Source organism: Acidovorax sp. M14, assembly GCF_049331375.1.
GTDB lineage: Bacteria > Pseudomonadota > Gammaproteobacteria > Burkholderiales > Burkholderiaceae_C > Acidovorax.
In genome coordinates this window covers 2,150,150-2,168,629 of record NZ_CP186263.1, presented here as the reverse complement: position 1 = coordinate 2,168,629, position 18,480 = coordinate 2,150,150, and the positions used below count along the sequence as shown (strand labels likewise).

At 65.4% G+C, this 18,480-nt stretch carries 18 protein-coding genes; 10 read left to right on the top strand and 8 right to left on the bottom strand.

Annotation, left to right across the window (positions count from 1 at the left end; genetic code table 11):
- Positions 1-241 precede the first annotated feature (241 nt).
- The 3 genes from ACOYR4_RS09955 to argA all read left to right on the top strand — a co-directional run bounded on the left by ACOYR4_RS09955 (position 242) and on the right by argA (position 4,254).
- Entirely contained in the window at positions 242-487 is a 246-nt protein-coding gene (locus ACOYR4_RS09955) for a hypothetical protein (RefSeq protein ID WP_422849417.1), read from the top strand.
- A 1-nt stretch (position 488) separates the two neighbouring features.
- Positions 489-2,582 carry an AAA family ATPase gene (locus ACOYR4_RS09950; RefSeq protein WP_422849416.1) on the top strand — a complete coding sequence of 698 codons (2,094 nt, stop codon included), beginning with the start codon at positions 489-491 and terminating at the stop codon, positions 2,580-2,582.
- A 325-nt stretch (positions 2,583-2,907) separates the two neighbouring features.
- Positions 2,908-4,254 carry an amino-acid N-acetyltransferase gene (gene argA, locus ACOYR4_RS09945; protein ID WP_015014347.1) on the top strand — a complete coding sequence of 449 codons (1,347 nt, stop codon included), beginning with the start codon at positions 2,908-2,910 and terminating at the stop codon, positions 4,252-4,254.
- Here the strand turns inward: argA and blaACA are convergent.
- Entirely contained in the window at positions 4,251-5,165 is a 915-nt protein-coding gene (gene blaACA / locus ACOYR4_RS09940; RefSeq protein WP_422849415.1) for an ACA family class A beta-lactamase, read from the bottom strand. The two genes, argA and blaACA, sit on opposite strands and share 4 nt — an antisense overlap.
- Positions 5,166-5,278: 113 nt before the next feature.
- Here blaACA and ACOYR4_RS09935 point away from each other — a divergent pair, with 113 nt between their 5' ends.
- Positions 5,279-6,187 carry a LysR substrate-binding domain-containing protein gene (locus tag ACOYR4_RS09935; RefSeq protein ID WP_422849414.1) on the top strand — a complete coding sequence of 303 codons (909 nt, stop codon included), beginning with the start codon at positions 5,279-5,281 and terminating at the stop codon, positions 6,185-6,187.
- A 115-nt stretch (positions 6,188-6,302) separates the two neighbouring features.
- On the opposite strand, the gene ACOYR4_RS09930 is transcribed toward ACOYR4_RS09935, so the two are convergent.
- Positions 6,303-7,931 carry a GAF and HD-GYP domain-containing protein gene (locus tag ACOYR4_RS09930; RefSeq protein WP_015014350.1) on the bottom strand — a complete coding sequence of 543 codons (1,629 nt, stop codon included), beginning with the start codon at positions 7,929-7,931 and terminating at the stop codon, positions 6,303-6,305.
- 91 nt (positions 7,932-8,022) lie between these two features.
- Here ACOYR4_RS09930 and ACOYR4_RS09925 point away from each other — a divergent pair, with 91 nt between their 5' ends.
- The 3 genes from ACOYR4_RS09925 (at position 8,023) to ACOYR4_RS09915 (ending at position 10,092) form a co-directional block, all read left to right on the top strand.
- The gene (locus ACOYR4_RS09925) at positions 8,023-9,024 is read left to right on the top strand and encodes a rhodanese-related sulfurtransferase (protein ID WP_422849413.1); all 1,002 of its coding nucleotides are present in this window, start codon (positions 8,023-8,025) and stop codon (positions 9,022-9,024) included.
- Positions 9,021-9,689, top strand: a complete 669-nt coding sequence (locus tag ACOYR4_RS09920) for a glutathione S-transferase (RefSeq protein WP_422849412.1) — start codon at positions 9,021-9,023, stop codon at positions 9,687-9,689. Before ACOYR4_RS09925 ends, ACOYR4_RS09920 begins: the two co-directional genes overlap by 4 nt.
- A gap of 184 nt (positions 9,690-9,873) precedes the next feature.
- Complete coding sequence (locus ACOYR4_RS09915; protein ID WP_209819834.1) at positions 9,874-10,092, top strand: hypothetical protein; 219 nt, start codon at positions 9,874-9,876, stop codon at positions 10,090-10,092.
- Between the two features lie 118 nt (positions 10,093-10,210).
- On the opposite strand, the gene ACOYR4_RS09910 is transcribed toward ACOYR4_RS09915, so the two are convergent.
- The 6 genes from ACOYR4_RS09910 to ACOYR4_RS09885 all read right to left on the bottom strand — a co-directional run bounded on the left by ACOYR4_RS09910 (position 10,211) and on the right by ACOYR4_RS09885 (position 15,566).
- Positions 10,211-10,747, bottom strand: a complete 537-nt coding sequence (locus ACOYR4_RS09910; protein WP_209819835.1) for a disulfide bond formation protein B — start codon at positions 10,745-10,747, stop codon at positions 10,211-10,213.
- 56 nt (positions 10,748-10,803) lie between these two features.
- Positions 10,804-11,928 carry a sulfate/molybdate ABC transporter ATP-binding protein gene (locus ACOYR4_RS09905; protein WP_422849411.1) on the bottom strand — a complete coding sequence of 375 codons (1,125 nt, stop codon included), beginning with the start codon at positions 11,926-11,928 and terminating at the stop codon, positions 10,804-10,806.
- Positions 11,929-11,940: 12 nt separating this feature from the next.
- The gene (gene cysW / locus ACOYR4_RS09900; RefSeq protein ID WP_422849410.1) at positions 11,941-12,843 is read right to left on the bottom strand and encodes a sulfate ABC transporter permease subunit CysW; all 903 of its coding nucleotides are present in this window, start codon (positions 12,841-12,843) and stop codon (positions 11,941-11,943) included.
- Positions 12,840-13,709, bottom strand: coding sequence for a sulfate ABC transporter permease subunit CysT (cysT, locus tag ACOYR4_RS09895; protein ID WP_291444483.1), 870 nt, complete (start codon positions 13,707-13,709; stop codon positions 12,840-12,842). Before cysT ends, cysW begins: the two co-directional genes overlap by 4 nt.
- Before the next feature lie 36 nt (positions 13,710-13,745).
- Positions 13,746-14,750 (bottom strand): sulfate ABC transporter substrate-binding protein, encoded by a 1,005-nt coding sequence (locus ACOYR4_RS09890; protein ID WP_422849409.1) that lies wholly within the window; start codon positions 14,748-14,750, stop codon positions 13,746-13,748.
- Positions 14,751-14,981: 231 nt separating this feature from the next.
- The gene (locus tag ACOYR4_RS09885; protein WP_422849408.1) at positions 14,982-15,566 is read right to left on the bottom strand and encodes an RBBP9/YdeN family alpha/beta hydrolase; all 585 of its coding nucleotides are present in this window, start codon (positions 15,564-15,566) and stop codon (positions 14,982-14,984) included.
- A 193-nt stretch (positions 15,567-15,759) separates the two neighbouring features.
- Here ACOYR4_RS09885 and ACOYR4_RS09880 point away from each other — a divergent pair, with 193 nt between their 5' ends.
- From ACOYR4_RS09880 to ACOYR4_RS09870, 3 genes are read left to right on the top strand one after another with little or no spacing between them, the layout of a single operon-like run.
- The gene (locus ACOYR4_RS09880; RefSeq protein WP_422849407.1) at positions 15,760-16,671 is read left to right on the top strand and encodes a hypothetical protein; all 912 of its coding nucleotides are present in this window, start codon (positions 15,760-15,762) and stop codon (positions 16,669-16,671) included.
- A 37-nt stretch (positions 16,672-16,708) separates the two neighbouring features.
- On the top strand, positions 16,709-17,314 hold the full coding sequence (locus tag ACOYR4_RS09875; RefSeq protein ID WP_422849406.1) for a sigma-70 family RNA polymerase sigma factor: 606 nt from the start codon (positions 16,709-16,711) through the stop codon (positions 17,312-17,314).
- Positions 17,311-18,402, top strand: coding sequence for an ankyrin repeat domain-containing protein (locus tag ACOYR4_RS09870; RefSeq protein ID WP_422849405.1), 1,092 nt, complete (start codon positions 17,311-17,313; stop codon positions 18,400-18,402). Before ACOYR4_RS09875 ends, ACOYR4_RS09870 begins: the two co-directional genes overlap by 4 nt.
- Positions 18,403-18,480 lie beyond the last annotated feature (78 nt).

Below are 18,480 nucleotides of genomic sequence, written 5' to 3'. Positions count from 1 at the left end.
CGCGCCCATTCTTCGCAAGCCCCTGTTCAGCGCCACCCTCGGCGCACGGCCCGAACGAACTCCTGGAGGTCCCCGACATGTCTGCCCTTTACGCCGCACCCGTCTGACCACAGTCCACCGCCCCGGCTGGACTGTGCACACACAGTTCAGCCATGGCAAATGCACCCGCGCACTCTTTCACGCGCTCCGCAAGCCCTGGCTCCATCGCCGGGGTTTTTTGTTTGTGGAGTACGTGCACACCATGAGTGCCAAAAAACTGTCTCGGGCCTTCGCCCAGGGTGAAATCAAGAAGCTGCGTCGCATGAAGCAGCCCCTGTTGCTGAAGCTCGAAGCCTCGGGCCCGCCCCGAAACCCTGTGGCCGCAGCGCTGGCCCAACGCAGCCTGTCCAGCGCGGCAGGCAAGCACATCCGAACCCGTGGGGCCCAGCGCCGTGCGGACAACGTCGCCCTGCGCAAGGCGATCCAGAACCCTTTCTTGAACGATTGACATGAATCCCTTCAACAACCCACTGCCGCCACACCAGCGGCATCCCACGCCGCATCCGGCGCTGGCCGGTGTGCCAACGCACGTGGTGCACCCCGCACCCGTGCGTGCCCAAGCGGTCGGGCCTTCCAGGGTGCTTGCCAGCAGCGCAGAACTGGCCCAGCGCCAGCAGGCCTTGGCCCACGCGGCGTTGCAACTGAAAGCCGAGCTGTTCGGCATCGACGACGTGATCGACCGTGTGATCAATGCCATCCGCGCCTGGTATGTGCTGCCACAGCTCATCACCCGGCCGGTCATCGTCTGCCTGTGGGGCCTGACCGGCACGGGCAAGACGCAGCTCACGCGGCGGCTGGCCCAGCTGCTGGGCTTTTACGACCGGTTTGTGGAAGTGCAGATGGACGGCTTCAGCCACGGCGCGAGCTACCGCAGCTCGTCCATCTCGGGCATGCTGGGCGACTCGGGCATCCACGAGGGCATGCCGGGCATCCTGGTACTGGACGAGTTCCAGCGGTTTCGCACAGTGGACACCAAGGGCGCCGACGTGAAGGTGGAGCGCTACCAGGACGTGTGGACGCTGCTGTCCGATGGGCGCCTGCCACCCGCGTTGAGCGCGCTGTCCAACATCGAGCGCAAGCTGGCCGATGCGCACTACGAGGCTGAGCGCGCCGAAGATGGCGATGACGACCGCGCAGGCAAGAAGCCCTACCGCTTTCAGCTGGACGCCTGGGATGCGCAAGAACTCAAGCGCATGCTGAAGCTGCAGGAGCCGCTGTCCGCCATCATGCAGTGGCCGCCCGCCAAGGTGCAGGCGCTGTTTGCCAGCTTTCAGCAGTCCAGCCATGCGTGGGAGACCGACTACAGCAAGCTGCTGGTGTTTGTATGTGGCAACCTCGACGAGATGTACCACGAGACCGCACAGCGTGTAGAAGACTGCGACACCGATGCCGACATCTTTCACCGCCTAACCCGCAAGCTCTCGCTCATCGATGTGAAGAAGGCGCTGGGCGAGCGCTTCAAGCCCGAGCAGATCGCACGGCTGGGCAATGAACATGTGGTCTACCCGTCGTTCAGCAAGGCGACGTATGAGCGCCTCATCCATAACCTGTGCACACGCTATGTGGACGATATTGCCGCGCAGTGTGGCGTGCGGTTTGCCATTGGGCAGGATGTGCTGAGCGAGCTGTGTGCCAATGCGGTGTTCCCTGCGCAGGGCACGCGGCCATTGTTCTCCTCAGTGCACGCGATCCTGAGCGCCAACCTGGTCAACGCCGCGTTGTGGGTGGTGCAAGAGCAGCTTTCGCTGGAGCAAGAGTTCGCCATTCACCTGGCGCCCGACAAGCGCCACCTGCTGGTGTCGGGCCAGGGGCCTTCGGGCCCAGTGCAGGCCGCGTTTGCGGTGACGCTGGAGCTGAACCGGCTCAAACAGCGGGCCAACGCAGACTTTCGGGCCTTGCTGGCCGTGCATGAGGCGGGCCACGGGTTGGCCTATTGCGTGTTGTTCGGGCACGCTCCGCAAGAGGTGAAGATCAACATCGCCTCGTTCGAGGGCGGGTACAACAGCTTCTCTAGCCTCAAGGCCACCACGCGCCAGAACGCGCTCGACATGATGTGCGTAGGCCTGGCAGGCCGCGTGGCGGAGGAACTGGTGTTTGGCGAAATGGCCTGCACCACCGGGGCCGAGCAGGATTTCAAGCAGGTGACGGCCGAAGCGGCGCGCTACATCCGCCACCATGGCTTTGGCGCGCGGCTGGCCCGCACCGATGTCACCGTGGAGATGGACAACCACATCAACACCGACATCGACCCCAGCAACGAAGCCATCGAGGCGCTGATGCAGCAGCAATACCAGCGCGCCCAGGCCCTGCTGACCACGCACCATGAGGCGCTGGGGCGCACGGTGGACGCGTTGCTGGCACACGGCACCATCGCCCCCGCGGAGATGGTGGCGCTGCTGCAAGGCTGCGGCATTGCACTGGCGCCCCCGTCGGACGCTGCAGGCACCTTGCCCGAAGAAGGTCTGGTGCTGGAGCCGTTTGGTGCCAAACTCAGCGCGTTTCGCGCACGCGGGGCGGCGTCCGCTGCACCCCAGCTGGCGTGACACCCAGCACGAGAGACGAAAGATCGACATGGCCAGCGGGTTTTCCGAGTCCGGCGACGGGCTGCACTACGCCGAGCACATCTCGGTGCCGATGCGCCTCGGAAGACGCTCCCCACCATGTGCTGCGCCTGACAGTGCGTGGCGAGCCCCCCATGCAGCTGGGTGGGTTTGACCGGCCGGAAGATGCCGAACGCTGGCGCCGCCGCGTCGCGGCGCTGTTCTAGGCTCACCCTGGCTGCGCGTGCAAATCCCGGCACCCGGTCCCTAAGGACACTTATCATTCGCACCTCGCGCATTACCACCACCGTCCCAACCGCCCTCCTCCATGTCCGCCGTCTTCAATTTCACCTTCGTCCCCTGGTTCCGCTCGGTGGCGCCGTACATCCACAAGTTCCGCAACCAGACGTTTGTGATCGGGCTGACGGGTGAGGCGATTGCGGCCGGCAAGCTGCACAGCATTGCGCAAGACCTGGCACTGATCCAGGCCATGGGCGTAAAGATCGTGCTGGTGCACGGCTTTCGCCCGCAAGTGAACGAGCAGCTGGCGGCCAAGGGGCATGCGGCCAAGTATTCACATGGCATCCGCATCACTGACTCTGTGGCGCTGGACTGCGCGCAGGAGGCCGCCGGACAGCTGCGCTATGAAATCGAGGCCGCCTTCAGCCAGGGCCTGCCCAACACCCCCATGGCGGGCGCCACGGTGCGGGTGATTTCGGGCAACTTCCTCACGGCGCGGCCCGTGGGCATTGTGGATGGCGTGGACTTCCAGCACTCAGGCCTGGTGCGCAAGGTGGATGTGGCCGGCATCCAGCGCACGCTGGACATGGGCGCGCTGGTGCTGCTGTCGCCGTTTGGCTTCTCGCCCACGGGTGAGGCCTTCAACCTGAGCATGGAAGAAGTGGCCACCAGCGTCGCCATTGAGTTGCGGGCCGACAAGCTGATCTTTTTGACCGAGGTGCAGGGCATCCGCATGTCGCCCACCGAGCCCGAGAGCGACGACAACCCCATCGACACCGAGCTGCCGCTGGCCGCCGCGCAGGCCCTGCTGGCACAGTTGCCGCCCGCCCAGCAGCCCACCGACACGGGCTTTTACCTGCAGCACTGCGTGAAGGCCTGCAAGGCCGGTGTGGAGCGCAGCCACATCCTGCCGTTTGCGGTGGATGGCTCGCTGCTGCTGGAGGTGTATGTGCACGACGGCATCGGCACCATGGTCATCGACGAAAAGCTCGAAGAGCTGCGCGAGGCCACGATCGACGATGTGGGCGGCATCCTGCAGCTGATCGAACCCTTCGAGAAGGATGGCACGCTGGTCAAGCGCGACCGCACCGAGATCGAGCGGGACATCGCCACCTACACCATCATCGAACACGACGGCGTGATCTTTGGCTGCGCCGCGCTCTACCCCTACCCCGAGGCCAAGACGGCGGAGATGGCCGCCGTGACGGTATCGCCACAAAGCCAGGGCACGGGCGACGGCGAAAAGCTGCTCAAGCGCATCGAGCAGCGTGCACGCTTGCTGGGGCTGGACAGCATTTTTGTGCTGACCACCCGCACCATGCACTGGTTCATCAAGCGCGGCTTCTCGCCCGTAGACCCGGACTGGCTGCCCGACGCCCGCAAGCGCAAGTACAACTGGGACCGCAAGAGCCAGGTACTGGTCAAGAAGCTCTAAGCACGGGTGAAAGTCTCGCGTGCGGTCGCCACGGCGCGCGCCACCTGGGCAATCGCCGCATCCCGCTGCTCGCCGGACGCTGTGGAGCGCGTGAGGTAACAGGTCACCAGCACCGGCGCGCCGCCGCCCTGCGGCCACAGCACGCCGATGTCGTTGGCCGTGCCGCTGTCGCCCGCCGTGCCCGTCTTGTCGCCCACCTTCCAGCCAGGCACACCGGCGCGCAGCCGTTTGTCGCCCGTGCTGGTCTCCACCAGCCAGCGCTGCAGCCAGGCCCGGGACGTGGGGCTGAGCGCGTTGCCCAGCACCAGTTTCTGCAGGGTCTGCAGCATGGCAAGCGGCGTGGTGGTGTCACGCGGGTCGCCCACGGCAGCCTCATTCAGCGTGGGCTCGGTGCGGTCCAGCCGCGTGATCGGGTCACCCAGCGAACGTACGAATCCGCTGAATCCGGCCGGGCCGCCATGGCGGGCCAGCAGCACATTGGCGGCGGTGTTGTCGCTCAGGCTCACGGTGGCAGCGCACAGCTCGCCCACCGTCAGGCCACCACCGTCGCCCGCACGCGCGCCGCTGACGGGCGAGTACGCCACCACGTCGGCCGCTGCGTAGTGCACACGCGCATCCAGCCGCTCCTTGCCCTGGTCCACCAAGGCCAACATCCAGCCGGCGAGCACCAGCTTGAAGGTGCTGGCCATGGCAAAACGCTCGTCTTGCCGCCAGCCCAGCGCCAGGCCCGACCCGGTATCGAGCATGGCCACACCCAGGCGGCCCTGCGCAGTGCGTTCGATGCTGGCGAGGGCTTCGCTCCACGCGCGGGTGGTCTGGTCGCGCCGGTCGGGGTTGCGGACGGCTGCGCAACCCCACAAAGGCAGGGCCGTGGCGGCCATCAAACCCAAGGAAAACTGTCTTCTTTGCATATCGATTGGAAGCGTAGTGGGGAACAAGGCCCGAACGATACGGAGGTTCAGCCCCCAGCACCATCGACAATAATTGCCAAAAGCCCCAAGAAAAACTTTGATCTTTTGGCGCCATGCACTTGCCGCTCAACGCCCTGCGTGCCTTCGAGGCCTCGGCCCGCCACCTGAACCTCACGCGCGCCGCCCAGGAGCTGCACGTGACCCAGACCGCCGTGAGCCAGCACATCCGCAAGCTGGAAGACCGGCTGGGCAAACCGCTGTTCCGGCGCCTGCCGCGCGGACTGGCGCTGACGGACGAAGGCCAGGCACTGCTGCCCGTGGTGGTGGAGTCGTTCGGCAACCTGCAGCGCGCCCTGGAGAAGCTGGGCGACACCCGCCCGCGCGAGGTGCTGACCGTGGGGGCCGTGGGCACCTTTGCCGTGGGTTGGCTGCTGCCCCGGCTGCGCGACTTTCAGCAGGCCTGCCCCTTTGTGGACCTGCGCCTGCTCACGCACAACAACCGGGTGGACATGGCGGGCGAAGGGCTGGACTACGCCATCCGCTTTGGCGACGGCGCCTGGCACGGTACGCAGGCCGACCGCATCATGGATGCGCCCATGTCCGTGATGTGCTCGCCCGCCCTGGCCCACGGCCTGCGCACGGCGGCCGACCTGGCGCGCCAGCCTTTGCTGCGCAGCTACCGCACCGACGAATGGACGGCCTGGTTTGAAGCCGCGGGGGCGCCCTGCCCCGTGGTGCGCGGCGCGGTGTTCGACTCGTCCCTCACCCTGGCCGAAGCAGCGGCGCAGGGAGCGGGCATGGCGTTGTTGCCGGTGAAGATGTTCGCGCGCGAACTGCAGCAGGGCCGTCTGGCGCAGCCCTTTGCACAAGAGCTGCACCGGGGCGCCTACTGGCTGACAAGGCTGCAGTCCCGCCCTGCCACGGGGGCCATGACGGCGTTTCGGGACTGGCTGCTGGCGCAGGCCAGCGCCGGCACGGGGGGCAGCACTGGTACCAGCACCAGCGCAGAGAAATTGGAGTGATTTTGGCCGGTAGAGCTAGCGCATCATGCGCCAATAGCTATCAATAAAATAGCAAATTGTCCGAAGGTATCGGCACCCACTGGGGGACGATGCGCCACCCGGGCGCCCGGCGGAATCAAAAACCCATCGCCGTCACATCCACCGCGTCCACCTGCCCCGCCTCCAGAAACTGTTCGCCATACCGCAGGTACACCCGCTCCCGCACAAACACCTCGAACAGGTCGGGGTCGATGTGCCCGTTGTCGCGCATCTTGCACATGATGGCGATCGCCTGCGACAAGGTCATGCCGCTCTTGTAGGGCCTGTCTGCGGCCGTCAGCGCCTCGAAGATGTCGGCAATGCCCATCATGCGGGCCTGCAGCGACATCTGCTCGCGCGTGAGGCCGCGCGGGTAGCCCTTGCCATCCATGCGCTCGTGGTGGCCGCCCGCGTATTCGGGCACGTTTTGGAGGTGGCGCGGCCAGGGCAGCGTCTCCAGCATCTTGATGGTGGCGACGATGTGATAGTTGATGGTGTCGCGCTCGGCCTGGTTCAGCGTGCCGGAGCGGATGGTGAGGTTCTCCACCTCTTCGGCCGTCAGAAAGCTCGTCTGCACCCCTTGCGGGTTGCGCCAGTGGCGCATGGCGGCGATGTCGCGCACGCGCTGCTGGTCCTCGGGGCGCATGGCCTCGGTGCCGGTGTTGCAGCGGCGCAGAAACTCGCGGTCTTCCTCCAGCGCATGGATGTCGTGCTGCAGGGCCTGCAGCTCCTGCCCCTCGGCGCGCGCGTCCACCACCGGGCGCAGCGCCAGCTGGCGGCGCAGCGCAGCCAGCTCGGCGTCGCGCTTGAGCACTTCAAACCGCGTGTCCACCAGGCCGATGCGGTCGTAGATGGTCTGCAGCTTGGTGGCCTTGTCCACCACATGCACGGGGGTGGTGATCTTGCCGCAGTCATGCAGCAGGCCTGCCATCTTGAGCTCGTAGCGGTCGCGGTCGCTCATCTTGAACGCGGCCAGCGGCCCCTCGCGGGTGGCATCCACGGCTTCGGCCAGCATCATGGTGAGAGCGGGTACGCGCTGGCAGTGGCCGCCGGTGTAGGGCGATTTTTCGTCGATGGCCAGGTTGATCAGGTTCACGAACGACTCGAACAGGCGCTCCAACTGCGTGATGAGCAGCCGGTTGGTGAGCGCAATGGCCGCCTGCGAGGCCAGCGACTCGGCCAGGCTCTGGTCGGCCTGCGAGAAGGTGATGACCTCGCCCGTGTCCGGGTCGCGCGCATTGATGAGCTGCAGCACGCCGATGAGTTCAAGGTCATGGTTCTTCATCGGCACCGTGAGGAACGACTGCGACCGGTAGCCCGTGCGCTGGTCAAACGCGCGTGTGCCCGAAAAATCAAACCCTGCGGCGCTGTAGGCGTCGGCAATGTTCACCGTGCGGTCGTGGATGGCCGCGTGCGCCGCCACCAGCGAATCATTGGGCCCGCCGTCGGCCGTACGCAGGGGCAGCAGCGGCAGGTCGATGGGCTTGCCGGTGGTGCCTCCCAGGCTGATGCCGAGGGAGTCGGTGCGCAGGATCTCGAACTTGAGCGCCGACTGGTCATCCGTCACGCTGTAGAGCGTGCCGCCGTCGGCACCCGTGATGGTCTTGGCGGCCTCCAGGATGTTCTCCAGCAGCCGGTCGATGTCCCGCTCGCGCGAAAGTGCGGCGCCGATGCCGTTGAGCTGCTCCAGCCGACGGAACAGATTGAGAGTGGATTCCTTGCTCATGCGACCACCTTGCAAGCAGCGTTGGTAACCCCGCATCGTAACGAAAGGTGACAGCTATCATCACCCTTCCTGTTTCAAAAACGCCTTTTTCGTGGACTCGGTCACACCCCGCTTTCTCACCGCCGCGCTTTACCAGTTTGTGGACCTGCCAGACTTTGCGGCGCTGCGCGAGCCTCTGCAGACCCTGTGCGACGCCCATGGCGTGCGCGGCATGCTGCTGCTGGCGCCCGAGGGCATCAACGGCACCATTGCGGGCGAACCGCAGGGTGTGCACGCCGTGCTGGCGTGGCTGCGCAGCGACGCGCGCTTTGCCGCCCTACAGCACAAGGAGGCGCTGGCCGAGCGCATGCCCTTCTACCGCATGCGCGTGCGCCTCAAGCGCGAGATCGTCACCCTGGGCGTGCCGGGCCTGAACCCTGCGCGCAACGCAGGCACCTATGTGAAGCCCGAACACTGGAACGCCCTCATCGACGACCCTGGCGTGGTGGTGGTAGACACACGCAACGACTACGAGGTGGGCATCGGCACGTTTGAGCGCGCCATCAACCCCCACACGCAGACCTTTGCAGAGTTTCCAGCCTGGGTCGAAAAAGAGAAACGACCCGGCGGCGTGCTGGCAGGCAAGCCCAAAGTCGCCATGTTCTGCACCGGCGGCATCCGCTGCGAAAAGTCCACCGCCTTCCTCAAATCGCAAGGCTTTGACGAGGTCTACCACCTGGAAGGCGGCATCCTCAAATACCTGGAAACCGTGCCTGAAGAAGATAGCCGCTGGCACGGCGACTGTTTTGTGTTTGACGAACGCGTGTCCGTGGGCCATGGCCTGGCGCCGGGCCACCACCAGCTGTGCCGCTCCTGCCGCATGCCGCTGGGCAAGGCCGAACTGCAGTCGCCGCACTATGTGCCCGGCGTAAGCTGCCCCTATTGCCGCGGCACCCGCACGCCCGAGCAGGAACGTGCTCTGGCCGAGCGCGAGCGGCAGATGCAGCTGGCCCGGGAGCGCGGGCAAGAACACATCGGCGCGCAGCAACCCGGCCGCCCCACGCGCACTGCGGCCAAGGACGCCGGTGACGACGGCATGAATGGCACAACGTGAACGCCCTGCCCGTCCTGTACTCCTTTCGCCGCTGCCCCTACGCCATGCGTGCGCGTCTGGCCTTGGCCGTGAGTGGCCAAGTGTGCGAACTGCGCGAGGTGGTGCTGAGGAACAAGCCCCACGGCCTGCTGCAAGCATCCCCCAAGGGCACGGTACCCGTGCTGGTGCTCCCTGGCGGCCAGGTGCTGGAGCAGAGCCTGGACATCATGCTGTGGGCGCTGGCGCAGCACGACCCGGAAGGCTGGCTCACCCCCAGCGACGGCACTATGGTGGACATGCTGGCGCTGATTGCCGAATGCGACGGCCCGTTCAAGCAGGCGCTGGACAGGTGCAAATACCCCAGCCGCTACCCCGACGCCGACCGCGCCCTGGCCCGCACCCAGGCGGTGGATTGGCTGCAAACGCTGGAAACAAGACTGACCCACCATACCTGTCTGTATGGCAACCGGGCAGCCCTTGCCGACATGGCCATTGCGCCCTTTGTGCGACAGTTTGCCGGCATTGATGACGGCTGGTGGAGTGCCCAACCGTGGCCGCAGTTGCAGGCCTGGCTGGCCCACTGGCAGGCAAGACCGCTGTTTGAGCAGGTGATGGCCAAACTGCCCGCCTGGGTGGACGGAACGCAAGGCGTACCATTCCCGCACAGCAACGGGATGCCCGGCTGACGCCACCGTCCCGAACCTGCTTGAGATCGGTGCCTTGGGCACCACCTGTTCCACAGCACATCACGCTCCGTGGCGCCAAGGTCACCACGTAGCAACCCTTCTCCACCTCATGCACCGCGCAGCCTCCCCAGGGCTTCACTGCGCAGAGCCCTCCCCAAGCCCCCACTCGACCCATTACCCCTGCATGAAAATCATTGACGAAATGTTGAACCTGGACCTGCTCACCCACGAGCAGCACCTGCAAATCAGCGCCTGGATCGCGCGCTCCACCTCGCCGGAAGAGATACTGCAAATGCCAGCGCCACTGTGGCAGGCCGTGGAACGCGCCAGCCAGACCATGGGCATCAACGAGGACCTGCTGCGCCCGCCGTCGCTGGATGCTGGGGGAGTGGTGCTGGGCTAGTTGCAAGCGAATGCCGGCAAGGGCGTCTCTCACCGCAAAGGACCCGGTGTTTGAAAAAATTCCAGCATGAAAAAAGCGCTCCGTAGAGCGCTTTTTGGGGGCAGAGCCAGGGCTGCCGTCAAGCCACTGAGTAGCCAGAGCCCCGCTGGGTGCCGCCCTTCAAGGCACGCACCAGCAGTGCCAGCAGCACCAGGCCGAAGCCCACAAAGCAGATGAACGACCAGTTGGCAATCGAGCCCCCCAGGAAGGTCCAATCGATCGCAGTGCAATCACCCGAGCCCCGGAAGATCATTGGGATCGCGCGGCTGATGGGGTAGTTTTCGATCATGCCGTAGAAGTCGCGGCCACAGGTTGCGATCTCGGGCGGGTACCACTGCAGCCAGCTCTGGCGGGCTGCTACAAAGGCACCAAACCCGGCGGTGACCAGGGCCAGCACCCCAAAAGTCATCCACCAGCCCCGATTGCCTCGCGCGCTCGCCAGGGCCGTGAATACCGCCACACCTATGAGCGCATAGCGCTGCACGATGCACATGGGGCAAGGCTCCAGGCCCACCACATGCTGCAAATACATGCCAAAGGCCAGCATCGCCACGCAGGCCACGCTGATCAGTGCCAGCACACGGCGCGGGGCCTGATCGATCCAGTTCAACAACATCTTTGTTATCCCTCTAAGCCGCGCAGTGCCTGGCGCGGCATCCCCAGGGAAGCTGCTCAGATACCAGCGGCGTGATCCAAGAACACTCGGGCGCGGCGTGGTGTGACCACCAGCGTTTCGCCCTCTTTGAAACCCATTTCCTTGAACTGCTGCGCGGGAATCTGCGCTTCGATCAGGGACTCTGGGGACGCATTGTCCGCTGGTTTGTGGTCGTCGGTCGGAATAAGTTCCAGGCGCGCAATCGGCCCCACCACAATGGCACGGCTCAGCTGGGCCACGATGCCACGGGGACGGCCTTCGGCGTCCAGGCCTGCGCCGGGGGAGTAGCGCTCCACGTCCAGGTCGTGCGGACGCACATAGGCAAAGGCCTTGGCGTTCTGCGCCGCCTGGTGCTCGGGGGAGTCGATCTGCATGCCCTCTAGGTGCACCAGGCCTTCATGGGCGCGGCCGTGGAACAGGTTCACATCGCCCAGAAAGCCGTACACGAAGGGGCTGGCGGGCTGGTCCCACACCTGCTGGGGCGAGCCGCTTTGCTCGATCTTGCCCTGGTTGATCACCACCACGCGGTCGGCCACTTCCAACGCCTCTTCCTGGTCGTGGGTCACGAAGATGCTGGTGACATGCAGTTCGTCGTGCAGGCGGCGCAGCCAGCGGCGCAGTTCCTTGCGCACTTTGGCATCCAGCGCGCCGAAGGGTTCGTCCAGCAGCAGCACCTTGGGCTCCACTGCCAGGGCGCGGGCCAGCGCAATGCGCTGGCGCTGGCCGCCCGACAGCTGCGAAGGGTAGCGCTCGGCCAGCCAGTCGAGCTGCACCAGTTGGAGCAGGTCCATGACCTTCTTCTTGATCTGCGCCTCACTCGGACGCTCGCTGCGGGGCTTGACGCGCAGGCCAAAGGCGACGTTCTCAAACACCGTCATGTGGCGGAACAGCGCGTAGTGCTGGAACACGAAGCCCACGTTCCGCTCGCGCACATGCACGTCGGTGGTGTCTTCACCGCTGAAGTGGATGGTGCCCACATCGGCAGTCTCCAGGCCCGCGATGATGCGCAGCAATGTGGTCTTGCCGCAGCCCGAGGGGCCCAGCAGCGCAATGAGTTCGCCCGAGGCAATGTCCAGGCTCACATCGCGCAGGGCCTGAAAGTCGCCAAACTGCTTGCTGACGTTACGGATTTCGATGCTCATGTTCTGTTTCCTTCACACGCCAGCGGGCGCGGGGCGCTCGGGCGGCAATTCGGCGGCGGCCTTCAGGGCCTGCTCGTTGCGGTGTTCGGCAATCGTCTTGATGACCAGCGTGACCAAGGCCAGCAAGGCCAGCAGCGAGGCAGCGGCAAACGCGGCCACCGACTGGTATTCGTTGTAGAGAATCTCGACGTGCAGCGGGATGGTGTTGGTCTGGCCCCGGATGTGGCCCGACACCACAGACACCGCGCCAAACTCGCCCATGGCCCGCGCGTTGCACAGAATCACGCCATACAGCAGGCCCCACTTGATGTTGGGCAAGGTCACATACCAGAAGGTCTGCCAGCCGCTGGCGCCCAGCACGATGGCCGCCTGCTCCTCGTCGTTGCCCTGGGCCTGCATCAGCGGGATCAATTCGCGGGCGATGAACGGGAAGGTCACGAACACGGTTGCCAGCACGATGCCGGGCACGGCAAAGATGATCTTGATGTCATGCGCCGCCAGCCACGGGCCAAACCAGCCCTGCGCGCCAAACATCAGCACATAGATCAAACCCGCCACCACGGGCGACACCGAAAACGGCAGGTCCACCAGCGTGGTCAAGAACGCCTTGCCCTTGAACTCGTACTTGGCAATGCACCAGGCCGCCGCTACGCCAAACACCAGGTTCAGCGGCACCGCGATCAGCGCGGTGATCAGCGTGAGCTTGATCGCCGACCACGCATCGGGCTCGCGCAAGCCTTCCAGATACGCACCAAAGCCCTTGCGCAGTGCCTCGGCAAACACGGCGGCCAGCGGCAACACCAGGAACAGCAGCATGAAGGCCAGTGTCAGCGCGATGAGCGTGTAGCGCACCCAGGGCGCCTCGGTGGTGCCGGCCTGGGCGCGGCGAACAGTTCGAGAGTTGGCACCGCTCATGCTGGAGCCCCCGCGTGGCGGCGCTGCCAGGCTTGCAGCGCGTTGATGATGAGCAGCAGGATGAAGGAGATGACCAGCATCACCACGGCCACGGCGGTGGCGCCTGCGTAGTCGTACTGCTCCAGCTTGCCGATGATGATCAGCGGTGTGATCTCCGACACCATGGGCATGTTGCCCGCGATAAAGATCACCGAGCCGTATTCACCCACCGCCCGCGCAAACGCCATGGCAAAGCCGGTGAGCAGTGCGGGCGTGATGGAGGGCAGGATGACCTTGGTGAAGGTCTGCAGGCGTGTGGCGCCCAGGCAGGTAGCGGCCTCTTCCAGTTCCTTCTCGGCGTCCTCCAGCACCGGTTGCACCGTACGCACCACAAACGGCAGGCCGATGAAGATGAGCGCAATCACAATGCCTGCGGGCTTGAACGCAAGCTGGATGCCCATGGGCTCCAGAATGCTGCCCACCCAGCCATTGCCCGCTAGCAGGGCTGTGAGCGAGATGCCCGCCACGGCGGTGGGCAACGCAAACGGCAGGTCCACCAGAGCGTCCACGATTTTTTTGCCCGGAAACTTGTAGCGCACCAGCACCCACGCGATCAGCAGGCCAAACACCAGGTTGACCAGCGCTGCGATGAACGATGCGCCAAACGTCAGCCGGTAAGAAGCCAGCACCCGCGGCGCGCTGATGGCCGCCCAGAACTGGTCCCAGGTGAGGGTGAAGGTTTTGAAGATCAGTGCCGACAGCGGGATCAGCACGATGATGCTCAAGTAGAAAAGGGTGTAGCCCAGTGACAGCCCAAAGCCGGGCAGCACGCGCTTGGGCGCGCGCCGTCCGGCCGGGGCGGCGGCCACGGCAGTCGCAGCGGTCATAGATGCAGTAGAGAGTCGGGAAAAGCGCCGGCCTACTTACTTGGCACCGGGCGTGTACAGCTTGTCGAACTGGCCGCCGTCATTGAAGTGCACCTTTTGCGCCTCGGTCAGCGAGCCGAAATACTTGGCCACGGTGAACTGCTTGAGCGGCTTGAACGTGGCTTCGTACTTCTTGAGCACCTTTTCCGAGCGTGGGCGGATGGCGTGCTTGGCGGCGATCTCCTGCGCTTCGTCCGAATACAGATAGTCCAGGTAGGCCTTGGCCAACTGGGCCGTACCCTTTTTGGCCACAGTGCGCTCGACCACAGCCACGGGGTTCTCGGCCACCACGCTCACCGAGGGGTAGATCGCATCGACCTTGCCCGCGCCAAATTCGCGGTCGATGGAGACCACTTCGGATTCAAAGGTGATCAGCACATCGCCCTGGTTGCGCTGCAGGAAGGTGGCGGTGGCATCGCGCCCACCCTTGGCCAGCACGGGCACGTTCTTGTAGAGCTTGCTCACGAACTCGGCGGCCTGTGCGTCGGTGCCGCCCTTTTCACGCACGGCGCCCCAGGCGGCCAGGTAGGCATACCGACCGTTGCCGCCGGTCTTGGGATTGACCACGATCACCTGCACGCCGGGCTTGATGAGGTCGTCCCAATCCTTGATGTTCTTGGGATTGCCATTGCGCACCAGGAACAGCATGGTGGACGTGGTGGGCGATGCGTCGTTGGGAAATTTCTTGGCCCAATCCTTCGCGACCACGCCGTTGTCAGCCAGGAACTGCACGTCGGTGGTCGTATTCATGGTCACCACGTCGGCAGCCAAGCCGTCGTTCACGGCGCGCGCCTGGGCGCTAGAGCCAGCATGCGACTGGTCGATCTTCACTTCCTGGCCGGTGGTCTTCTTGTAGTGGGCGGCAAAGGCCGTGTTGTAGTCCTTGTAGAACTCGCGAGCCACGTCGTACGACACGTTGAGCAGCGAATTTTGAGCGGCAGCCATGCCGCTCGCGGCCAGGGCCAGGGAGGCCAAGAGGGTCTTGAGTTTCAGAGAAGTCATGGTGAGGTCGCCCAAAAAATGCTGGAGATTCCGCATTGTGCGGATCCCCTCTTAAAACTCAAAAGAATATATTTTTGTTAATTAATCGAAAATCGGCATATAAGCGTTATCAGGGGTGCACTGACGTCAAGCCATCCAGGCCCGCTACTGCTGCCCAGGCGAGAGTTTTTTGGTCCCATAGATCCCAAGCGCCAGTGCAACATGCCCAGCAAGCTATCAATAAGATAGCAATCAGGCAGCAGCAGAGGACACCTGTGCGTAGCCACCCATGGGTCGGTTACTAGTGTTGTCGCCCTCCAGCGACTGCAACAACGCCCAGCCCAGCGGCCATTCGCCATGGCCCGAGTCAATGTTGATGTGCCCTGCGTTCTGCATGCGCACAAACTCGCTGCCCCAGGCCCGCGCATAGGCCCCCGCCAAGCGGATGGGACAAAACGGGTCATTGCTGCTGGCCACCACGATGCTGCGGTACGGCAGTGCGGCATAGGGCACGGGGGCAAAGTCGCTCAGGATGGCCCGGCGCTCAGGGTCGGCAGGAGCCACCAGCAGCGCGCCGCAGACCTTGGCGGCGGCCTCCGGCCCCATGTGGGTGGTGGCAATACAGCCCAGGCTGTGTGCAACGATCACTACAGGGTGCGTTGCGGCCAGTACGGTCTTTTCCAGCTGACTCACCCAGGCTGAACGCGTGGGCGTGATCCAGTCGTCCTGCACCACGCGGCGCGCGTGGGGCAGGCGCTCGGCCCACAGGCTCTGCCAGTGGCCGGGGCCCGAATCGCGCCAGCCGGGGACGATGATGATGGAGGTCGTGGTAGTCACAGGCTGGGATTCTGCGAGCCAGCCTTTAAAACCCAAACGAATTAATTCTTGTTATTTAATCGCCAAATCATCTAAAAACACCACCCTTTCTGCGGCGTCAGCGCCCAGGGATCTTTTTTGCGCCGCGTTTAACCCCATTCGCCCGCCCCGTTCGTTTCACCCAGCACCACCACTTTTATTTGATGGAGCTGCCATGAAACCCCGCCTTCTCACCCTGCCCGCCCTCGCAACACTGGCCGCGTTGCTGGGCCTGAGCCACCTGCCTGTCCATGCCATTGGCCGCCTGGCCGATGTCACCATCGTGGACCGCGACACTGGGGCCACGTTGCCGGTGCACTACGCCCAAGGCGAGTACTGGGTGGCCGGCCGCCCGGGCGCGCGGTATGCCATCACCGTGCGCAACCGGCTGGACGAGCGGGTACTGGCCGTGCCTTCGGTGGACGGGGTCAACGTGCTCAGCGGCGAAACCGCTGCGTGGGACCAGGGCGGGTATGTGTTCTCGCCCTATGAGCGTTACCAGATCACCGGCTGGCGCAAGAGCAACAGCGAAGTCGCTGCGTTCGAGTTCTCGCACATTGCCAACTCGTATGCCGCCCGCACGGGCCGCCCCGCTCACGTGGGCGTGATTGGCGTGGCGCTGTTCCGCGAACAGCCACCGGTGCCCTCGCCCGCCGTCGTCCCCGAGCCATACAGCCAGCGCCGTGATGGCAGCCACGGGAGTGCCAACAGCCTGGGGCGCTTGCGCGAAGAGCCTGCCCCTGCGCTGCCCTCGGCACAGTCGGCACCCGCACCAGCCGCCGCACCGTCGCCAGCATCAGAGGCCGAGTCCTCGGCGCGCTCGATGTCTGCCGACAGTGCGGCCAAGGCGGCGCCGATGCCGTCGGCCAAGCTGGGAACGGCGCACGGCCAGCGCGAGACATCCGTTGTGTCGCACACCACTTTCACCCGGTTGCAACTCCGCCCCAACGAAATCATCAGCATCCGCTACGACAGCCGCGAAAACCTGATAGCTGCGGGCGTGATCCGCGAGCCCATCGCGCGGCCCCCTGTGCCCAGCGCGTTTCCACAGTCCGACAACCTGTCGTACGTTCCCGACCCGAGGTAGGCCTTGCGAGCATCTACCGGTACGCTCCCGCTGGTGCATGCGGGCCTCGCATAATCCGCGGGTGCCATCCGCCCCGCCCCACGACGATGCCGACGAGACGCTGATGCTGCGTTACGCCAGCGGCGACCTGGGTGCGTTCGACCGGCTCTACGCCCGGCACGAGCTGGCCGTGTGGCGGTTTGTGTTTCGCAGCGTGAAGGTGCAGGCGGTGGCCGACGACCTGCTGCAGGACGTGTGGTTTGCGGTGGCGCGCAATGCCACCCGTTACGAGGTGAAGGCCAGGTTCCGCACCTGGCTGTTCACCCTGGCGCATAACCGCCTGGTGGACCACCTGCGCACCGCCAAACACCACACCAGCCTGGATGCGAGCGACGACGATGCGCGCACGCTGGCCGACACGCTGGTGGCCGACTCGGGCTTTGGGCCCGTGCGGCAACTGCAGTCGCGCGAGCAGGCGGCTGCGCTGATTGCGGCGGTGGAGCAGCTGCCACTGGAGCAGCGCGAGGCCTTTTTGCTGCAAGCCGAAGGCGACCTGAGCGTGCAGGAGATTGCCGAGGCCACCGGCGTGAACTTTGAAACCGCCAAAAGCCGCCTGCGCTACGCGCGGGCCAGCCTGCGCCAGCACCTCAAGGAGTTTGTATGACCCGGCAGGATGACGAACTGGTCCGGCGTTACCACGAGGCCAGCGAACAGGAAGGCGCCCGCCCCGGCGTGCATGTGCGCGATGCCGTGCGTGCGCATGCACAGATGGTGGCAGCGGCTGCGGCATCAGCCACCCCGGTAGCAGCCCCTGCCGCCAACCAGGCCCGCTGGAAGATTTCGGCCCTGGCCACCTTGGCCGTGGTGGGGCTGACTGGCTTGCTGATGCTGCAGTTTGAGCGCGGCACGCCCGAAGAGCGGGACACCGCTTTCAGCCAACGCCGAACCGAGTCGCCTGCGCAGGCTCCTACGGCCCCTGCGCCTGCCCCTGCGGCCACACCGACGCTCCCGTCACCGGCAGAGCCCCCATCGGTCACTCCGCCTGCACCGGAAAGCGCGCAGAAAAGTACGCGGAACAGCGCCGGCCCGTCGGCCGACGCCATGCTCCCCAAGCCTGCCACGGTAGCCCCCCCCGCGCCTGCGCAGACACCAGCACCCGCCCAGCCCGTAGCCAAGCCGGCTCCTTTGTCGCCTTCCACTGAGCAGGAAGCCCTGTCAGCACCTCGCTCAGCCGGGGCCCTCTCCGGTTTCCCAGCGTCGCCCCCCGCGCCCTCGACCGCAGCCTCCCCTGCCGAATCTGGTGGTGAAAGGCGCGAGCGCACAGCAGCCCCCGCGGCACCGGCGCTTCAGGAGACCACCCCGGCTGCCCCCGCTCCGGCCGCCGCACCAGCCGCCCGCGCCCCGCTGGCGGACTCTGCAGCGCGCGACCACCAGACGGCTGCTGCAGCCCCTGCCATGTCAAAAAATCTGGGCGCGGCCTTGCCCGTCACCATCTGGGAGGCCGCGCGCACAGGCCAGACCCAACAGGTCGAAGCCCTCGTGCAACAGGGCTTACCGGTGGATGCCCGCGACCCCGAAGGAAAAACCGCCCTGATGCTGGCCGCGATGAACGGCGACACCGCCACCGTGCAGCGGCTGCTGGCCCTGCGCGCCAACCCGACGCTGGTGGACCGCGATGGTCTGAACGCGGCGCAGCTGGCGGCACAGCGGGGGCACACGCGCCTGGCAGAGCTGCTGGAAGCGGCGCGCTGAAAATCGCACAGCCAGGCCACGCTGGGCTGTGTCACGACCGCATGGGGCGAGCGTGACGGCCCCGTCGTGGCAGCGGCG

Excerpts from the sequence above, each read along its gene's own strand:
- ACOYR4_RS09935 (WP_422849414.1), top strand. The coding sequence starts at position 5,279 with ATGCACTTGCCGCTCAACGCCCTGCGTGCCTTCGAGGCCTCGGCCCGC.
- ACOYR4_RS09915 (WP_209819834.1), top strand. The coding sequence starts at position 9,874 with ATGAAAATCATTGACGAAATGTTGAACCTGGACCTGCTCACCCACGAG.
- cysT (WP_291444483.1), bottom strand. The coding sequence starts at position 13,709 with ATGACCGCTGCGACTGCCGTGGCCGCCGCCCCGGCCGGACGGCGCGCG.
- ACOYR4_RS09905 (WP_422849411.1), bottom strand. The coding sequence starts at position 11,928 with ATGAGCATCGAAATCCGTAACGTCAGCAAGCAGTTTGGCGACTTTCAG.
- blaACA (WP_422849415.1), bottom strand. The coding sequence starts at position 5,165 with ATGCAAAGAAGACAGTTTTCCTTGGGTTTGATGGCCGCCACGGCCCTG.
- ACOYR4_RS09875 (WP_422849406.1), top strand. The coding sequence starts at position 16,709 with ATGCGGGCCTCGCATAATCCGCGGGTGCCATCCGCCCCGCCCCACGAC.
- ACOYR4_RS09890 (WP_422849409.1), bottom strand. The coding sequence starts at position 14,750 with ATGACTTCTCTGAAACTCAAGACCCTCTTGGCCTCCCTGGCCCTGGCC.
- ACOYR4_RS09870 (WP_422849405.1), top strand. The coding sequence starts at position 17,311 with ATGACCCGGCAGGATGACGAACTGGTCCGGCGTTACCACGAGGCCAGC.
- ACOYR4_RS09955 (WP_422849417.1), top strand. The coding sequence starts at position 242 with ATGAGTGCCAAAAAACTGTCTCGGGCCTTCGCCCAGGGTGAAATCAAG.
- cysW (WP_422849410.1), bottom strand. The coding sequence starts at position 12,843 with ATGAGCGGTGCCAACTCTCGAACTGTTCGCCGCGCCCAGGCCGGCACC.
- ACOYR4_RS09910 (WP_209819835.1), bottom strand. The coding sequence starts at position 10,747 with ATGTTGTTGAACTGGATCGATCAGGCCCCGCGCCGTGTGCTGGCACTG.
- argA (WP_015014347.1), top strand. The coding sequence starts at position 2,908 with ATGTCCGCCGTCTTCAATTTCACCTTCGTCCCCTGGTTCCGCTCGGTG.
- ACOYR4_RS09930 (WP_015014350.1), bottom strand. The coding sequence starts at position 7,931 with ATGAGCAAGGAATCCACTCTCAATCTGTTCCGTCGGCTGGAGCAGCTC.
- ACOYR4_RS09950 (WP_422849416.1), top strand. The coding sequence starts at position 489 with ATGAATCCCTTCAACAACCCACTGCCGCCACACCAGCGGCATCCCACG.
- ACOYR4_RS09880 (WP_422849407.1), top strand. The coding sequence starts at position 15,760 with ATGAAACCCCGCCTTCTCACCCTGCCCGCCCTCGCAACACTGGCCGCG.